Here is a 15,918-nt window from a genome sequence, read left to right as displayed (position 1 = left end):
TCTTCTACGACTCCTTCGAGAGCGAGACGAGGACGTCATCGCCGTCGATCTTGACTGTGTATACGTTCACCGGCCGGGTCGCGGGCGGCCCCGTGGGCTTGCCCGTACGGACGTCGAAGCACGAGCCGTGCAGCCAGCACTCCAGCGTGCCGTCGTAGACCTCGCCCTCGCTGAGCTTCACCTCGGCGTGGGAGCAGACGTCGCGCAGGGCGAAGACCTCGCCGCCCTTGCGCACGAGCGCGACGGGAGTCTCCTCCACCTCGACGCCGATCACTCCCCCGTCGGGGATGTCGTCGAGCGCGCACACCTTCTCGAATGCGGTCATCGGGACAGCTCCGCCTCCACCGCGCTGAGCACGCGCTCGCGGATCTCCTCGACCTGGATCTTCTCGATGAGCTGGCCGAGGAAGCCCCTGATGACCAGGCGGCGGGCCTCGTCGTAGGGGATGCCGCGGGCCTGGAGGTAGAAGATGTGCTCGTCGTCGAGGCGGCCGGACGCGGAGGCGTGCCCCGCTCCCGCGACCTCGCCGGTGAGGATCTCCAGGTTGGGCACCGAGTCGGCGCGGGCGCCGTCGGTGAGGATGAGGTTGCGGTTGAGCTCGTAGGTGTCGGTGCCCTCGGCCTCCACCCTGATGATCACATCGCCGATCCAGACGGCGTGCGCCTCCTCGCCCTGCAGGGCGCCGCGGTAGTCGACGTTGCTCTTGCAGTTGGGCTGCGAGTGGTCGACGAGCAGGCGGTGCTCAAGGTGCTGGCCGGCGTCGACGAAGTAGACGCCCGACAGGTCGGCGTCGCCGCCGGGGGCGGTGTAGGACACGCTGGGCGACAGGCGTACGAGGTCGCCGCCGAGCGTCACCACGAAGCTGCGGAAGGTCGCGTCCTTGGCGAGCTGGGCGTGGTGGTGGGAGACGTGGACGGCGTCGTCCTCCCAGTCCTGCAGGCTGACGACCTTGAGCGTGGCGCCGTCACCGACGACGAACTCGACGTTGTCGGCGTAGACCGCGTGCCCCTGGTGCTCGATGATCACCACGGCCTCGGCGAGCGGCTCGACCTTGACCACGATGTGGCCGAAGGTGGCGCCGTCGAGGCCGCCGCCGCGCACCTCGACGCGGACCGGCTCGTCCGGCGTGGCCTCCTTGGGCACGGTCACGACCAGCGCCTTCTCGAAGGCGGAGTAGGCCTGCGCGCTGATCCGGTCGGCCGGCACGTAGGCCTGGCCGATGCGGGGGTCGCCGCGCCCCACCCACTCGGCCGTGACGCCGGCCGGTGTGGTCACCTGGGTGAGCGCCTGGCCGGTGATCTCGGCCTTGCCGTTGTGCAGCCCCTTCAGGCGCGAGAGCGGCGTGAACCGCCACGCCTCCTCGCGCCCGGTCGGGACGGCGAAGTCGGCCAGGTCGTAGGACGCCTTCTCGTGCAGGGTCGACAGGGGCTTCTCGTTCAGGCCCATCAGCCGACGGCTCCTTCCATCTGCAGCTCGATCAGCCGGTTGAGCTCGAGGGCGTATTCCATGGGCAGCTCGCGCGCGATCGGCTCCACGAAGCCGCGCACGATCATGGCCATCGCCTCGTCCTCGTCGAGCCCGCGGCTCATGAGGTAGAAGAGCTGGTCCTCGCTGACCTTGGAGACCGTGGCCTCGTGCCCCATCGACACGTCGTCCTCGCGGACGTCGACGTACGGGTAGGTGTCGGAGCGGCTGATCTGGTCGACCAGCAGCGCGTCGCACTTGACGGTGCTGGCGCTGCCGTGGGCGCCCTCCTCGATCTGCACGAGACCGCGGTAGGAGGTGCGGCCGCCGCCGCGCGCCACCGACTTGGAGATGACGCTGGAGCTCGTGTGGGGCGCCAGGTGCACCATCTTGGAGCCGGCGTCCTGGTGCTGGCCCTCACCGGCGAACGCGACGCTCAGCGTCTCGCCCTTGGCGTGCTCGCCCATGAGGTAGACGGCCGGGTATTTCATCGTGACCTTGGAGCCGATGTTGCCGTCGATCCACTCCATGGTCGCGCCTTCGTACGCCACGGCGCGCTTGGTGACCAGGTTGTAGACGTTGTTGGACCAGTTCTGGATGGTCGTGTAACGGCAGCGGGCGTTCTTCTTGACGATGATCTCGACGACCGCGCTGTGCAGCGAGTCGGAGGAGTAGATCGGCGCGGTGCAGCCCTCCACGTAGTGGACGTAGCTGTTCTCGTCGACGATGATCAGGGTCCGCTCGAACTGGCCCATGTTCTCGGTGTTGATCCGGAAATAGGCCTGCAGCGGGATCTCGACCTCGACGTTCGGCGGCACGTAGATGAACGAGCCGCCCGACCACACGGCCGTGTTGAGCGCGGCGAACTTGTTGTCGCCCACCGGGATGACCGAGCCGAAGTATTCCTTGAAGAGCTCTTCGTGCTCCTTCAGGCCCGTGTCGGTGTCGACGAAGACGACGCCCTTCTCCTCGAGGTCCTCACGGATCTTGTGGTAGACGACCTCGGACTCGTACTGGGCGGCGACTCCGGCGATGAGGCGCTGCTTCTCCGCCTCGGGGATGCCGAGCTTGTCGTAGGTGTTCTTGATGTCGGCGGGCAGCTCGTCCCAGGACGTGGCCTGCTTCTCGGTCGAGCGTACGAAGTATTTGATGTTGTCGAAGTCGATGTCCGTGAGGTCGGAGCCCCAGGTCGGCAGCGGCTTCTTGTCGAACAGGCGGAGGCCCTTCAGGCGAAGGTCGAGCATCCACTCCGGCTCGTTCTTGAGCGCGGAGATGTTGCGGACGACCTCCTCGGACAGGCCACGCCTGGCCGTCGAACCGGCGGCATCCGAGTCGGACCAGCCGAACTTGTAATTCCCGAGGCCTTCCAGCTCCGGGCGGTCGGTGACAGTCACCTTCCGGTCTCCTTGCTCTTGTCTCTATGTGCGGATTCGCCCAGCGTCTGCGGGCTCACGTGTGTCGTGCAGACCCCGTCGCCGTGGGCGATCGTGGCCAGGCGCTGCACCGGGACGCCGAGCAGCTGCGCGAACGCCTCCGTCTCGGCCTCACACAGCTGCGGGAACTCCGCCGCCGCGTGTGCCACCGGGCAGTGATGCTGGCAGAGCTGGTCGCCCCCCGACTTGGCCTTGCTGGCCGAGGCGGCGTACCCCTCCGCCGACAGCGCCTGCGCCAGCACCTGCACGCGCTGGTCCGCCGGCACCGTCCGCATGGCCGGCTCCAGCCGCCTCAGCAGGCTCGAGACCTGCGAGCGGGCGAAGTCGGCCACCGCTTCCTCTCCCATGCGCTCGGCCAGGAAACGCAGCGCGCTCCCGGCCAGGTCGTCATAGGCGTGCTCGAAAGCACTGCGCCCCGCGTCGGTGATGGCGAACAGCTTGGCCGGCCGCCCGCGACCGCGCTGTCCGCGCGGGCGCGCCATGCGTGGCTCGATCATCCCGTCGGCCAGCAGCGCGTCCAGGTGCCTGCGGACGGCGGCGGGCGTGAGCCCGAGCCGCTCGCCGAGCGCTCCGGCCGTGACGGGACCATGCTCCAGAATCAGCCTGGCCACACGGGCGCGGGTGCCGCGCTCGTTGCCGGGCTCGTTCAGGTGCATGTTTTTCACAACATCAGTGTGCCGTAATTCCTTCCCGCTTCACAAACGGATCCGGAAACGGGGCGAATGCAATTTCTCACGCAGGGTAGGCTTACCTAACTTGCGGGCGGCCCAGGACGGCGAAGGTCAGGGCCGAGCCGAGGATGAGCGCCAGCATGACACAGGCCATGGGCACGGCACTGGCGGATCCGACCAGCCCGACCAGCGGGGCCGCGACCGCGCCGAGCGCGAACTGCAGGACGCCGAGCAGCGCGGAGGCGCTGCCCGCCACCTGGGCGGGCTGCGAGGCCAGCGCCAGCGCGCCGGTGCCCGGCAACACCAGGCCCTGGCCGAGCATGATGACGAACAACCCGCCGACGATGTACCACAGGCCGAGCCCGGCGAGCGCGGCCGACAACAGCAGCGCGGCTCCGGTCAGGCCGATGGCCAGCCCGATGAGCACCAGCCGGGCCGGCGGCACCCGCCCCGACAGCCGGCCGCCCAGCTGGGCCGTGGCGGTGAGGGCGAGCGCGTTGAGCCCGAAGATGAGGGAGTACTGCTGGGGCGTGGCGCCGTACACCTCCTGCAGCACGAACGGCGAGCCGGAGATGTAGCTGAACATCGCCCCGAACGCGAGCCCGGCCGTCAGGGCGGAGCCCATGAACGGGCGGTCACGCAGCAGCCGCCAGAACGTGCGCACGGTGTGCTTGAGGCCGCCGCTCTCGCGCTCGGCCGCGGGAAGCGTCTCGCGCACGCCCGCCAGCATGGCCAGCAGCAGCACCAGGCCGATGAGGCTGAGCACCACGAACACGCCCCGCCACGACGTGAACGCCAGCAGCTGGGCGCCCGCGATCGGCGCCAGGATGGGGGCCAGACCGCTCACCAGCATGAGCGTGGCGAAGATGCGGGCGATGGCGGCGCCGTCGTACAGGTCGCGCACGACAGCCCGCACGATGACCAGTGCCGCGCCGCCCAGCATGCCCTGCAGCAGCCGGAACGCGATGAGCATGGGCACCGACTGCGCGAACGCGCACAACAGCGAGGCCGCCATGAATCCGGCCACGCCCACCATCAGCGGCACCCTCCTGCCGCGCACGTCGCTGACCGGCCCGGCGATCACCTGGCCGACGGAGACGCCGATGAGGCAGGCGGTGAGGGTGAGCTGCACCTGCGCGGGGGCGCTCAGCATCTCGGAGGTGATGGCGGGCAGCGCGGGAAGATACATGTCGATGGAGAGCGGCCCGATCGCCGACAGCGCCCCGAGGATCAGCAGCAGCAGCCCGCGGCGGCTCCTTCGCTCATGAACGACGACGGCGGACGTGGCCTCTGCCACGGACATGGATGCCCCTCTCCCTCGCGGACCGGTGGCCCACGAGGGCCGAAGGATCAAACCAGTACCGGCTTCTCCTAATTCCCGGTCATCAGATATTTCTTGGGAATTCCATGACCCGGACGAGGAACACCGATCCGGCCGGGCTCACCTGGGGCAGGGACCGCCCGCCGCAGTCCCTAAACTCATGGCATGGACTCCCCAGCCGTCGAGATCATCGACCTGGTCAAACGTTACGGCGGCACCACCGCCGTCGACGGCCTCACGCTCCGCGCCGAACGCGGGGCGGTCACCGCGGTCCTCGGCCCCAACGGCGCGGGCAAGACGTCCACGGTGGAGATCTGCGAGGGCTTCCGCGAGGCCGACGCGGGCACCGTCAGAGTGCTCGGCCTGGCGCCCGCGCTGCCCGAGCTGCGGCCGCGCGTGGGAGTCATGCTGCAGGCGGGCGGTGTGCCGCCGGCGATGCGCTGCGCCGAGTGGCTGCGCCTGGTCTCCCGCTTCTACGCCCGTCCCCTCGACACGGACGCGCTGCTCGCCCGGCTGGGGCTGACGGAGCACGTACGCACCCCCTACCGGCGGCTGTCGGGCGGGCAGCAGCAGCGCCTGTCGCTGGCCGCGGCCGTCGTCGGGCGGCCGGAGCTGGTCTTCCTCGACGAGCCGACGGCCGGGCTCGACCCGCAGGCCAGGCACGCCTGCTGGGAGCTGGTGGGCGAGCTGCGCGGCGCCGGCGTGTCCGTGGTGCTGACCACCCACCACATGGACGAGGCCGAGCGGCTGGCCGACCACGTGGCGATCATCGACAGGGGGCGGGTGGTGGCCGAGGGCAGCCCCGCCTCGCTCACGGGAGCCGAGCGCCAGCTGCGGTTCAGGGCGCGGCCGGGGCTGGCGCTGGAAGAGCTGCTCAACGCGCTGCCCACGGGCAGCGCGGCCAAGGAGTCACCCGCCGGGCACTACATCATCGAGGGCCTGGTCGGGCCCGAGCTGCTGGGCACGGTGACGGCCTGGTGCGCCTCCGAGGGCGTCACGGCCGACGACCTGCGCATCGAGCGCCGCACCCTCGAAGACGTGTTCCTGGAGCTGACCGGCAGGGAGCTGCGATGACCGCTCGGCCCGCACCCGCTGGAGGCGCGATGACCACGCTGGACCTCACCCCCGCGCCCGGCGCGGCGCCGTTCCCGCGCATGGTGTTCGCGCAGGCGTGCGCCGAGGTCCGCGCGACCCTGCGCAACGGCGAGCAGCTGGCGCTCACCCTGGTTCTCCCGGTGTTGCTGCTGGCGGGGTTCTCGATGATGCCGCTGATCGACGTCGGCGGCAGCCGGGTCGACTTCCTGACGCCCGGCGTGCTGGCCCTGGCCGTCATGTCCACGGCGTTCACCGGCCAGGCCATCGCGACCGGGTTCGAGCGCCGCTACGGCGTGCTGAAGCGGCTGGGCGCGACCCCGCTGTCCAGAGCCGGTCTCATGCTCGCCAAGACGGCCGCCGTCGTGGCCGTGGAGGTCATCCAGGCCGTCGTGATCGTGGCCGTGGGGCTGGCGCTGGGGTGGCGGCCGCACGGGTCGTTCCTCAGCGCCGCGCTGCTCATCGTCGTCGGCACGGCGGCGTTCAGCGGCCTGGGGCTGCTCATGGCGGGCACGCTGCGCGCCGAGGCGACGCTGGCCGCCGCCAACCTCGTCTACCTGGTGCTGCTGGGCGCCGGCGGGGTGGTCTTCCCGCTGTCGAAGTTCCCCGAGGGGATGCGGCCGGTGCTGGAGATCCTGCCGATCTCGGCGCTGACCGGCGGGCTGCGATCGGTGCTCGCGCAGGGCGCGGCGCTGCCGCTCGTCCCGCTGGCCGTGCTGGCGGCGTGGGCGGTGTTGTCGCTGGGGCTGGTCTCGCGCACCTTCCGCTGGGAGTGAGGGAGAACCCCGGGAGGCGGTGACCGCGAGGCGTGACGGGACCTGCCGGGCCTCATTCGGGTTGCGGCTGGGGCGCTTCGGCGCCGAGGGCTCCGTAGCGGCGCCTGGCGAGCGCGGCCACCACGGTCAGCGGGACCGCCGCGCCCGCGGCCAGGCCGAACAGCAGCGCGTACCTCCCCTGGTCGGCCAGCGGCCCGGCCGCCCAGGAAGCGGCCGCGCTGCCCACGAACAGCGCCGAGGCGAAGAACGCGATCGTCGTCCCCCTGGCCTCCGGCACCACCGAGGTGGCCCACGTCTGCAGCGACGAGTGCAGGAACGACCAGCCGCCGCCGAGCAGCAGCGCCGTCACGGTCACGGTCGGCAGGCTCACGTGCACGGTCACGATCGCGAAGCCGGCGCACAACTGCGCGCCGCCCACCGTCATCAGCACCGGCGCGGGCCAGCGTCCCACCAGCCGCTTGACGAGCTTGGACAACGCCCACAGACCCAGCCCGTACGCGGTGATGGCGAGCCCGGCCACGGCGGCGGCGAACCCGGCGTGCTCCAGCGCGGTGGCCAGGAAGGGCATGACGCCGAGCAGGATCGCCCCTTCGACGAACGCCAGCCCGAACACCAGCAGCGCCCAACCGTGCCCGAGCACCGCCCCCAGGTAGCGGCCCACGCCCCGCGCGGCGCCCGCGGGCCCGGCTCGGGGCGGCTCGGGCAGCGAGCGGAGCGCGTACGCGCAGGCCAGCGCGCAGGCGGCGGGCACCACGAAGGCCACCCGCCAGTTCAGCAGGCCGGCGAGCACTCCGCTGAGGCCGGTGGCCAGCGCGGTGCCGAGGGAGGCGGCGGCCATCAGATCCGTGAGCGCGCGCTGCCGGACCGACGCCCGGACCGTGTCGCCCACGTACGTCAGGCCGGTGGGGATCACCGCGCCGAAGCAGGCCCCTGCGACGATCCTGGCCGCCACCAGCGCACCGAGCACGGGCATGAGGGCGGAGACCAGCCCTGCCAGCGCCGCGCCGAGCAACGCTCCGCGCATCACCCGCACCCTGCCGAACCGGTCGGACAGCAGCCCCCACAGCGGCTGGGACAACCCGTAGGCCAGGTAGTAGCCGCTGGCGGCGGTGACGGACGCCGACAGGGACACGTCCAGGTCCTTGGCGATCAGCACGAGCATGGGGGTGACGGCGAAGCGGTCGAAGCTGCTGACGAACGACGACACGGACAGGGCCGCCGGCGGCCGCTCGATGCTCACAGGGGGGTCAGAGGCTCTCATACGTCCATAGTTCGTTTGTGCCTAACTAAACGATCGGGACCACTCTAAGTGGGCAAATGTCCAAGGGCGTCAGTAGGCTCTTGGGGTTGCCCTTCTTCACAGGTGAGGAATCCCGTGTCCGCCTTCGCCCTCGACGAACCGTTCGATCGCCGCCCCTGCCTGTCGCGGGCGGGCAGCGTGCTGCGCGCCGCCGCCGACTCGATACCGCCCTCCAGCCTCGTCCTGCTGGGGATCTTCAGCGTGCAGCTCGGCGCCGGATTCGCCAAGGAGCTGTTCGCGGCGCTGCCGCCGAGCGCGGTGGTGTTCCTTCGCATCGCGGCGGGGGCGCTCATCCTGGGCGCGTTCGTCAGGCCGCGGCTCAAAGGGCTGGCCGGACGTGACTGGGCGCTGGGCATCGGCTTCGGCGTGACGCTCGCGGTGATGAACCTGACCTTCTACGAGGCCCTGTCGCGGCTGCCGATGGGGATCGCCGTGGCCGTCGAGTTCCTCGGGCCGCTGGGCGTGGCGGTGGCGGCCTCCCGGCGCAGGATCGACCTGCTGTGGGTGGGCCTGGCCGGCGCGGGCGTGGTGCTGCTCGCGCCGTGGGGAGAGTCGGCGTCGGTGAGCTGGGCGGGGATCGCCTTCGCGATGCTGGCGGGGGCCTGCTGGGCCGGATACATCCTGCTGTCGGCGGCGGCCGGGCAACGTTTTCCCGGCACGAGCGGGCTGTCGTTCGCGATGATCGTGTCGGCCGTGGTGATCGCGCCCGTCGGGATCACGACCGGCGGGGCGGACCTGCTCCAGCCCGAGCTGCTGCTGATCGGGCTCGGCGTGGGGCTGCTGTCGTCGGTGATCCCCTACTCGCTGGAGCTGCGGGCGCTGCGGCGCATGCCCAAGCAGGTGTTCGGCATCCTGATGAGCATGGAGCCGGCCGCGGCGGCGCTGATCGGGGTGCTGCTGCTGAGCGAGTTCCTGCACGTGCAGCAGTGGGCGGCGATCATCTGCATCGTGGCCGCGAGCCTCGGCTCGACGCGGATGGCCGGCCGCGCCAAATAGCGGGCCAAATAGCGGGCCAAATAGCGGGCCAAACAGCGGCGGCTCCACAAGACGGGCCCGCAGGATGGGCCGCCGCGCGCCCGTGGGATGGGGTCTCGGGCGCGCGGCGGGGGGCTCGGCCTCGGTGGGCGGGTGTGCCGAGCCCGGTGAAGGTCAGCGGAGTGCGGGAGTCCGCGTGACCAGGCTGACGCCACCGCCCGGCGGCGGGGATGGCGTGGTCCGGTGGTCCGATGGATCGGGACGACAGGGCCGCCGGGCGCCCGCGCGAGGCGAGGCGCCGCTCAGCCGGCCCGCATCGAGGTTACCTCGATCGGGGAGCGCACGATCCCTAAATGTCGGAACTTACCGCTCGGATCACGGGTTAGCCCGGATTGTCGGGCTCAGTGCTCGGCCCAGATGCCGCGTACGTGACCGATGTGCTCTTCCATGATCTGGGTGACGGCGGCGGCGTCGCCGCTCTTGAGCGCGTCGAGCAGCGCCAGGTGCTCCCTGGCCGAATCGGCCAGGGAGCCCCGCTCGGAGAGCTGGGACAGCCCGTAGAGCCTGGCCCTGGTGCGCAGGTCGCGCACCACGGAGACCAGGTGGGCGTTGCCGCACAGGGCCAGCAGTTCGACGTGGAAGCGCAGGTCGGCGTCGACGTACGCCAGCAGGTCGCCCCGCTCGCTGGCCGAGACGATCTCCTCGGCGGTGGGCCTGAGCCGCTCGAACTCCTCGGCCCGCGCGCTGTCGGCCAGCCTGGCCACCGTGGGCACCTCGATGAGCTGGCGGATCTCGGTGAGCTCGTCGAGATCGCGGTCGGACAGCTCGGTCACCCGGAAACCCTTGTTGCGCACCGCCTCGACCAGGCCCTCCTTGGCCAGGTCGAGCATGGCCTCGCGGACGGGCGTGGCCGAGACGCCGAACTGGGCGGCCAGCACCGGCGCGGAGTAGACCACTCCCGGCCGCATCTCACCGGTGATCAGCGCGGCGCGCAGCGCATGAGCGACCTGCTCCCGCAGGCTCTGCCGCTCCCCCACCATCGGCAGGTCGAGCCGGTCGTCGGCGACCATCCCGCCACCCCCTCCTACGTCCAGGCCTCGTAAGCGGCAGCCGCTACCACGAGGTCCTCCCACGCCATGCCCGTGCCTTTGAACACGCGCGGCCCCGGCCCTGTGAGCACTCTTCCGGCGATCAGGTCCGCGAGGTTGCCGGCGAGATGACCAGTGGTGATCGTACCTTGGCGGATCGGGACGATCAGGTCACCCGCCTCTTCCAGGGCGGCCGCCCTGGCCTCGACGACCACGGTGGCACGCGCGACGAGATCGCCGTCGAGCTCGCGGGCGCCGGGCTCGTGCGAGCCTACGGCGACGACGGTGGCGCCGTCGCGGGCGAGCTTACCGGGGAACAGGGGTTCCCTGGCGGTGGTGCAGCAGGCCACGAGGTCGGCCCCGGCCACGGCCTCATGGCTCTCGCCGGCCTCGGCCGAGGTCAGCGCCCGCGCGTCCAGCCCGAGCGTGCGGCAGTGCCCGGCGAGCGCCTCCGCGCGTCCGGGATCGCGCCCGACGACCGTCACCTCCGCGACGGGCGCCACCTCGCGCAACGCCGCCACGTGCCCCCACGCCTGCGGCCCGCTGCCGTACACCACCAGCCGCCGCGCTCCCGGCTCGGCCAGGTGGCGGACGGCCAGCGCCGAGACGGCGGGCGTGCGCAACGAGGTGAGCGCGATCCCGTCCATGGCCGCGAGCGGGGCGAGCGTCTCGCCGTCCAGCAGCAGATACGTCCCCTGGATCCGGGGCAGCCCCCGCCCGGGGTTGGCCGGCGCGACGGTGGCGGCCTTCACCCCCGCGTACCGACCGGCCGCGGCGGGCATCAGCAACAGGTGCCCGGCGGGCACGTCCACGACCGACCGTTGCGGCGTGTCCTCCGGGTCGAGCCCGGCCCTGAGTGCGTCCTCGAGAACCTGCACGGCCCGCCCGGGCGGCACCAGCCGCTCCAGCGTGGCGGCGTCGAGATACGGCAGTGTGCTCATCGCAGGGTGAACCCCGTTCCCATCGGATCGTCGGGATCGAGCTCGAAGGAGTGCCGCCCGGTCCGGTACGCCATGCCCTCGATCTCCGGGACGACCGCGCCCTCGGCGACGCCGGCCACCCGGGCGCGGAAGGTGCTGCCGACGACGCTGGTGTGGATCAGCGGGCCACGCAGCCCCGAGTCGTGCAGCAGCGCCAGCCGGGCCGCGGTGCCCGACCCGCAGGGCGAGCGGTCCACCTCCCCGTCGGCGAACACCGCCACGTTGCGCTGGTGCGCCACGCCGTCCACGTCGGGCAGCTCGTCGTAGAAGATCACGCCGTACACGCCGGAGAGCCGCTCGTCGGAGGGATGCCGGGAGGCGGGATGGCCGGCCAGGCCGGCCTTGACGCGCCGGGCGTGCTCGATGAGCGCGGGCAGGTGCCGCGGCTCCACCGACAGCCCCACCGCCGCGGCGGGCACGGAGGCGTAGACGGCGCCGCCGTAGGACACGTCGACCGTCACGCCTCCGGACGGCACGCCGCGGGCGATCACGAACGACGGCACGCTGACGAACGTCACCGCCCGCACCCGGCCCCCGGAGCAGCGCACCCGCGCCGTGACCCGCCCCGACGGCACGTCGATGACCACGTCCGTCTCGCCGTCGGGAGCCGCGTCGGCCAGGCCCTCGCGCACCGCGTGCACGCCCAGCGCGATCGTGCCGTGGCCGCAGGCGGTGGAGAAGCCGTCCTTGTGCCAGAACAGCGCGCCGAACCGCGCACCGGGGTCGTCGGGCGGGACCAGGAAGCACCCGTACATGTCGGCGTGGCCCCGCGGCTCGTGGCACAGCAGCCGCCGCACGTGGTCGAAGTCCGCCATCGCCGTGGAGCGGCGGTCGAGCACGCTGGAGCCGGGGATCTCGGGCACGCCGCCGGTCACGATCCTGAACGGCTCGCCACCCGTGTGGTAGTCGACCGTCGTGACCATCTCACCGCTCACAGCTCGAATCCGGCGGGGAAGGGGTCGCGGGGGTCGAGGAAGTATTGAGCGGTGCCGGTGATCCAGGCGCGGCCGGTGATCGACGGCACCACCGCGGGGCCGCCGCCCACGGTGGTCTCCTCCAGCAGCCGGCCGATGAACCGGGTGCCGATGAACGACTCGTTCACGAAGTCCCGCCCGAGCGGCAGCTCGCCGCGGGCGTGCAGTTGGGCCATGCGGGCGCTGGTGCCGGTGCCGCACGGCGAGCGGTCGAACCAGCCGGGGTGGATGGCCATGGCGTGCCGGGAGTGATGGGCGTCGGAGCCGGGCGCGGCGAAATAGACGTGGTGGCAGCCGCGGATGCGGTCGTCCTCGCGGTGCACGGGCTCGTCGGCGGCGTTGATGGCCTCCATGGTGGCCAGACCGGCCGCGATGAGCTCGTTCTTGGCCTCGCGGTCGAACGGCAGGCCGTAGGAGCCGAGGTCGACGATCGCGTAGAAGTTGCCGCCGTAGGCCAGGTCGTACGGGATCGTCCCGAACCCCGGCACGGTCACGGCGGCGTCCAGCCGGTCGCAGTAGGAGGGCACGTTGCGCAGCGTCACCGACATGGCCATGCCGTCCTCGACGGCCACGTCCACCGCCACCAGCCCGGCGGGCACCTCCAGGCGCACGGTGGTGACCGGCTCGGTGACCTCCACCATGCCGGTCTCGACGAGCACGGTGGCCACGCCGATGGTGCCGTGCCCGCACATCGGCAACAGCCCTGACACCTCGATGAACAGCACGCCCCAGTCGGCGTCCGGCCGGGTGGGCGGCTGCAGGATGGCGCCGCTCATCGCCGAGTGGCCGCGCGGCTCGGTCATCAGCAGCGTGCGGACGTGGTCGAGGTGGTCGCGGAAGTAGACGCGCCGCTCGGCCATACTCGCGCCGGGGATCACGCCCACGCCGCCGGTGATCACGCGCGTGGGCATGCCCTCGGTGTGGGAGTCGACGGCGTGGAAAACACGCTTGGTCCTCATCGCAGCCCTTCCGTCACGAGGTCCTCCAGGGGTTCGGGTGAGGGGGTGGATCGTCCGCGAGGGCCGGACCGGTCGCCTCGCCGCTCTCGCTGAGCGCGCCGAGGGTGACCGGCTGGGCGATGGGGCGGCGGGGCGGCTGCGGCGGCTCCCCTGCCAGGCACGAGACGGCGTATCCGCAGATGCGGCCCTGGCACCACCCCATGCCCGGCCTGGCCAGCAACTTGATGGAGCGCGCGTCGGTCGCGCCGAGGTCCTGCGCCTCGCGTACGCGGGCCAGCGGCACCTCCTCGCACCGGCACACCAGCGTGTCGTCGCGCAGCCACCCCTGCCAGCCCGGCTTGACGGGATAGGCCCGCTGCAGCGCCTCCCCGAACGCCCGCCACCGCGCCCGCCGCCGCACGAGCGCCCCCGGCGCCCCCGGCACCCCGGCCGCCTCAGGCGCCGTCCGGGAGCCGGCCACGATGGCCAGGCCGGCGATGCGGCCCTCCAGTTCGGACAGCCGCCACCCGCCGACCCCCGTGGGCTCGCCCGCCGCCCAGACGCCCGGGACCGTGGTGCGCTGGGCGGCGTCCACGGTGAGCACCGGGCTGCCGTCCACGTCGTGCCGGGTCTGGCAGCCGAGTTGCGTGCCCAGCTCGATCTGCGGCACGAAACCGTATCCGGCGGCCACGGTGTCGCACGCGACGACGCGGGTGGCGAGGATGTTCCACCCCTCGTCGAGGCGGGCCACGGTGACGGCCTCCACCTCGCGCTCGCCGTGCGCCGCGACCACCGCCTGGCGCGTGCGGTACGGCACCCGGTGCCGGGCCAGGCCGACCGCGTACCGTGCCGCTTCGCCCGCCTTGTCCAGGGCGAGGAGCGGCCGCCTGGCCAGCCCGAGCCCACTCCCGGCCTCGAACACGCCGAGCACGCGCGCCCCCGCCCCGGCCAGCCCGCCGGCCACGGGGAGCAGGAACGGCCCGGTGCCGGAGACGACGATCCGCCGGCCCGCCACGACGCCGCTGCCCTTGAGCAGCGCCTGCGCGCCGCCCGCGGTGAGCACGCCGGGCAGGTCCCATCCGGGAAAGGGCAGCGGCCGGTCGTGCGCGCCGGTGGCGATGAGCAGCCGCCGTGCCCGGAGAGCGACCGGCAGCTCACCCGCCCTTCCGTCCTGAGCCGGGGATGACCGTTTCACGCAGTGCACGACCAGGGTCCCGTCCGGTTCGCGGGCGGCGCTCCACGCCTGGTGCCGCAGCAGCACGTCGGCACGCTCGCCGAGGGCCCGGCCCTGGCGCAGGAACCGGCCGAGCCCGGGCTCCGCGCCCGGGACGACGGCGTGGCGGAAGTACTGGCCGCCGAGCCGCGCCCCTGAGTCCACGAGCGCCACCCGCAGGCCCGCCCGCGCCGCCGTGAGCGCGCCCGCGACCCCCGCGGGCCCGCCCCCGATCACCACGAGGTCGTACGTCACGACGTCGTCACCTCGTCCCCCGGCGCGGCCTCCAGGAGGCAGGCCCGCTCGGGCGCCCGCCCGTTGACGGAGATCAGGCAGTCGAAGCAGACGCCGATCCCGCAGAACAGCCCTCTCGGCCGCCCGCCGAAGCGGGTGCTGCGCCATGACCGCACGCCGGCCGCGTGCAGGGCCGCGCCGATCGTCTGCCCGGGGACGACCGGCACGGACCGGCCGTCGACCGTGATGTGGAACGTCACTGGTCCTCCTCGGAGAAACGTCCGGGCCGGAAGGGGCTCAGGTCGAGGTCGGGCTTCTGACCGGCGATGATCTGGGCGAGCAGGTGCCCGGTCGCGGGGGCGAGCCCGATCCCCGCGCCTTCGTGCCCGCACGCGTGGTACAGCCCGGCCAGGCGCGGGTCGGCGCCGATGACGGGCAGGTGGTCGGGGCAGTACGGCCGGAACCCGCAGTAGGACCTGATGGCCCGCACCTCGCGCAGCGCGGGGAAGAGCGCGACCGCCTGCCCGGCCAGCCGCGCGAGCACCGGCACCGACGTCGTACGGTCGAAGCCGACCCGTTCCCTGCTGGCCCCGATGAGCACGGTCCCCGCCGGGGTGCCCTCGACGACGGCGGACGTCTCCAGCCCCGCCGAGTCGCTCGCGACGTTCGTGACGTAGGCGGCGGTGTAGACCTTGTGCCTGATCAGCGGCTCGCTCAGGGGTTCGGTGACGAGGACGAAGCCGCGCCTGGGCAGGATCGGCAGGTCGACGCCCGCCAGCGCGGCCACCTCGCCGCCCCAGGTGCCCGCCGCGTTGATCACAGCGCCGCCGCGGACGTCGCCCCGCGAGGTGCGGACGCCCGTCACCCGGCCGCCGGAACGCCTGACCCCGGTCACCGCGGCGCCCAGCCGCAGGCGCAACGTGCCGCGGCCGAAGCTGCGCGCCCCGTGCCTGAGCAGGGCGGCCGCGGCCAGCATGGGCTGCACCTGGGCGTCCTGCGGGTAGTGCACGCCGCCGGCCAGGTCGCCGGCGAGGTGCGGCTCGTAGTCGCGCAGCGATCCGGCGGGCACCAGGGTGTGCTCGACGTCATGCTTGGCGGCCTGTCCGGCGGCGAGGTCGGCGAGCCGCTCCTGGACCTCGGGGGTCTCGGCGACGACGAGCCCGCCCTTGGCCTCGAACTCGAACCCGCCGTTCCCGCCGTGCCGCTCCGCCAGCGAGCGCCACAGCCGGTTCGACAGGACGGCCAGCTCGAGTTCGGGCCCTGGTTCCTTGTCGGACACCAGGACGTTGCCCTCGCCCGAGCCGGTCGTGCCGCCCGCCACGGGCCCGCGGTCGATCACGGTCACGTCGAGTCCCGCCCGTGCGGCGTAGTAGGCGCAGGCCGCTCCCACCACGCCGGCGCCGACGACGATCACGTCGGACAAGCGCCACCACCTCCCAGCGGTAATATGTCACATACC

General features: G+C 72.6%; 16 protein-coding genes. 3 read left to right on the top strand and 13 right to left on the bottom strand.

Annotated elements, in window-relative coordinates; all coding sequences use genetic code 11:
* Positions 1–4: 4 nt before the first annotated feature.
* The 5 genes from ABGB01_RS06765 to ABGB01_RS06745 form a co-directional block, all read right to left on the bottom strand.
* Complete coding sequence (locus tag ABGB01_RS06765; protein WP_347622247.1) at positions 5–325, bottom strand: non-heme iron oxygenase ferredoxin subunit; 321 nt, start codon at positions 323–325, stop codon at positions 5–7.
* The gene (sufD, locus tag ABGB01_RS06760) at positions 322–1,446 is read right to left on the bottom strand and encodes a Fe-S cluster assembly protein SufD (protein ID WP_347771373.1); all 1,125 of its coding nucleotides are present in this window, start codon (positions 1,444–1,446) and stop codon (positions 322–324) included. Before sufD ends, ABGB01_RS06765 begins: the two co-directional genes overlap by 4 nt.
* The gene (gene sufB, locus ABGB01_RS06755; protein WP_347644717.1) at positions 1,446–2,858 is read right to left on the bottom strand and encodes a Fe-S cluster assembly protein SufB; all 1,413 of its coding nucleotides are present in this window, start codon (positions 2,856–2,858) and stop codon (positions 1,446–1,448) included. The genes sufD and sufB overlap by 1 nt, the downstream gene beginning before the upstream one ends.
* Positions 2,855–3,553, bottom strand: a complete 699-nt coding sequence (locus ABGB01_RS06750) for a metalloregulator ArsR/SmtB family transcription factor (RefSeq protein ID WP_347772101.1) — start codon at positions 3,551–3,553, stop codon at positions 2,855–2,857. The genes sufB and ABGB01_RS06750 overlap by 4 nt, the downstream gene beginning before the upstream one ends.
* Positions 3,554–3,644: 91 nt before the next feature.
* Entirely contained in the window at positions 3,645–4,871 is a 1,227-nt protein-coding gene (locus tag ABGB01_RS06745; RefSeq protein ID WP_347771370.1) for a multidrug effflux MFS transporter, read from the bottom strand.
* 183 nt (positions 4,872–5,054) lie between these two features.
* Between ABGB01_RS06745 and ABGB01_RS06740 the strand changes: the two genes are divergently transcribed.
* Both ABGB01_RS06740 and ABGB01_RS06735 read left to right on the top strand, forming a co-directional pair.
* A complete protein-coding gene (locus ABGB01_RS06740; protein WP_347771368.1) occupies positions 5,055–5,963 on the top strand; it encodes an ABC transporter ATP-binding protein in 909 nt (302 codons plus the stop codon).
* On the top strand, positions 5,960–6,757 hold the full coding sequence (locus tag ABGB01_RS06735) for an ABC transporter permease (RefSeq protein WP_347771366.1): 798 nt from the start codon (positions 5,960–5,962) through the stop codon (positions 6,755–6,757). Before ABGB01_RS06740 ends, ABGB01_RS06735 begins: the two co-directional genes overlap by 4 nt.
* 52 nt (positions 6,758–6,809) lie before the next feature.
* Here ABGB01_RS06735 and ABGB01_RS06730 read toward each other — a convergent pair whose 3' ends face one another.
* Positions 6,810–8,018 (bottom strand): MFS transporter, encoded by a 1,209-nt coding sequence (locus ABGB01_RS06730; RefSeq protein ID WP_347771364.1) that lies wholly within the window; start codon positions 8,016–8,018, stop codon positions 6,810–6,812.
* Positions 8,019–8,132: 114 nt separating this feature from the next.
* Between ABGB01_RS06730 and ABGB01_RS06725 the strand changes: the two genes are divergently transcribed.
* A complete protein-coding gene (locus ABGB01_RS06725) occupies positions 8,133–9,053 on the top strand; it encodes an EamA family transporter (RefSeq protein ID WP_347771362.1) in 921 nt (306 codons plus the stop codon).
* A gap of 380 nt (positions 9,054–9,433) precedes the next feature.
* On the opposite strand, the gene ABGB01_RS06720 is transcribed toward ABGB01_RS06725, so the two are convergent.
* From ABGB01_RS06720 to ABGB01_RS06690, 7 genes are read right to left on the bottom strand one after another with little or no spacing between them, the layout of a single operon-like run.
* The gene (locus ABGB01_RS06720; protein WP_347644723.1) at positions 9,434–10,102 is read right to left on the bottom strand and encodes a GntR family transcriptional regulator; all 669 of its coding nucleotides are present in this window, start codon (positions 10,100–10,102) and stop codon (positions 9,434–9,436) included.
* Between the two features lie 14 nt (positions 10,103–10,116).
* Positions 10,117–11,061, bottom strand: coding sequence for an ornithine cyclodeaminase family protein (locus tag ABGB01_RS06715; RefSeq protein WP_347771360.1), 945 nt, complete (start codon positions 11,059–11,061; stop codon positions 10,117–10,119).
* The gene (locus ABGB01_RS06710) at positions 11,058–12,035 is read right to left on the bottom strand and encodes a proline racemase family protein (protein WP_347771358.1); all 978 of its coding nucleotides are present in this window, start codon (positions 12,033–12,035) and stop codon (positions 11,058–11,060) included. The genes ABGB01_RS06715 and ABGB01_RS06710 overlap by 4 nt, the downstream gene beginning before the upstream one ends.
* Positions 12,032–13,033 carry a proline racemase family protein gene (locus ABGB01_RS06705; protein ID WP_347771356.1) on the bottom strand — a complete coding sequence of 334 codons (1,002 nt, stop codon included), beginning with the start codon at positions 13,031–13,033 and terminating at the stop codon, positions 12,032–12,034. Before ABGB01_RS06705 ends, ABGB01_RS06710 begins: the two co-directional genes overlap by 4 nt.
* Before the next feature lie 13 nt (positions 13,034–13,046).
* Positions 13,047–14,480, bottom strand: a complete 1,434-nt coding sequence (locus tag ABGB01_RS06700; protein WP_347771354.1) for an FAD-dependent oxidoreductase — start codon at positions 14,478–14,480, stop codon at positions 13,047–13,049.
* Positions 14,477–14,719 carry a (2Fe-2S)-binding protein gene (locus ABGB01_RS06695; RefSeq protein WP_165974426.1) on the bottom strand — a complete coding sequence of 81 codons (243 nt, stop codon included), beginning with the start codon at positions 14,717–14,719 and terminating at the stop codon, positions 14,477–14,479. The genes ABGB01_RS06700 and ABGB01_RS06695 overlap by 4 nt, the downstream gene beginning before the upstream one ends.
* Positions 14,716–15,873: an FAD-binding oxidoreductase gene (locus ABGB01_RS06690; RefSeq protein WP_347772099.1), complete on the bottom strand. Its 1,158-nt coding sequence runs from the start codon at positions 15,871–15,873 to the stop codon at positions 14,716–14,718. Before ABGB01_RS06690 ends, ABGB01_RS06695 begins: the two co-directional genes overlap by 4 nt.
* Positions 15,874–15,918: the final 45 nt, after the last annotated feature.

It is taken from the genome of Nonomuraea sp. B5E05, from assembly GCF_039880665.1.
Taxonomy (GTDB): Bacteria; Actinomycetota; Actinomycetes; order Streptosporangiales; family Streptosporangiaceae; genus Nonomuraea.
This window is presented reverse-complemented; position numbering and strand designations above follow the sequence as displayed.

What these genes read in the sequence shown, in the direction of transcription:
- ABGB01_RS06705 (WP_347771356.1), bottom strand. Translation starts at nt 13,033, where the DNA reads ATGAGGACCAAGCGTGTTTTCCACGCCGTCGACTCCCACACCGAGGGC.
- ABGB01_RS06740 (WP_347771368.1), top strand. Translation starts at nt 5,055, where the DNA reads ATGGACTCCCCAGCCGTCGAGATCATCGACCTGGTCAAACGTTACGGC.
- ABGB01_RS06730 (WP_347771364.1), bottom strand. Translation starts at nt 8,018, where the DNA reads ATGAGAGCCTCTGACCCCCCTGTGAGCATCGAGCGGCCGCCGGCGGCC.
- ABGB01_RS06735 (WP_347771366.1), top strand. Translation starts at nt 5,960, where the DNA reads ATGACCGCTCGGCCCGCACCCGCTGGAGGCGCGATGACCACGCTGGAC.
- ABGB01_RS06765 (WP_347622247.1), bottom strand. Translation starts at nt 325, where the DNA reads ATGACCGCATTCGAGAAGGTGTGCGCGCTCGACGACATCCCCGACGGG.
- ABGB01_RS06750 (WP_347772101.1), bottom strand. Translation starts at nt 3,553, where the DNA reads ATGCACCTGAACGAGCCCGGCAACGAGCGCGGCACCCGCGCCCGTGTG.
- ABGB01_RS06715 (WP_347771360.1), bottom strand. Translation starts at nt 11,061, where the DNA reads ATGAGCACACTGCCGTATCTCGACGCCGCCACGCTGGAGCGGCTGGTG.
- ABGB01_RS06720 (WP_347644723.1), bottom strand. Translation starts at nt 10,102, where the DNA reads ATGGTCGCCGACGACCGGCTCGACCTGCCGATGGTGGGGGAGCGGCAG.
- sufD (WP_347771373.1), bottom strand. Translation starts at nt 1,446, where the DNA reads ATGGGCCTGAACGAGAAGCCCCTGTCGACCCTGCACGAGAAGGCGTCC.
- ABGB01_RS06745 (WP_347771370.1), bottom strand. Translation starts at nt 4,871, where the DNA reads ATGTCCGTGGCAGAGGCCACGTCCGCCGTCGTCGTTCATGAGCGAAGG.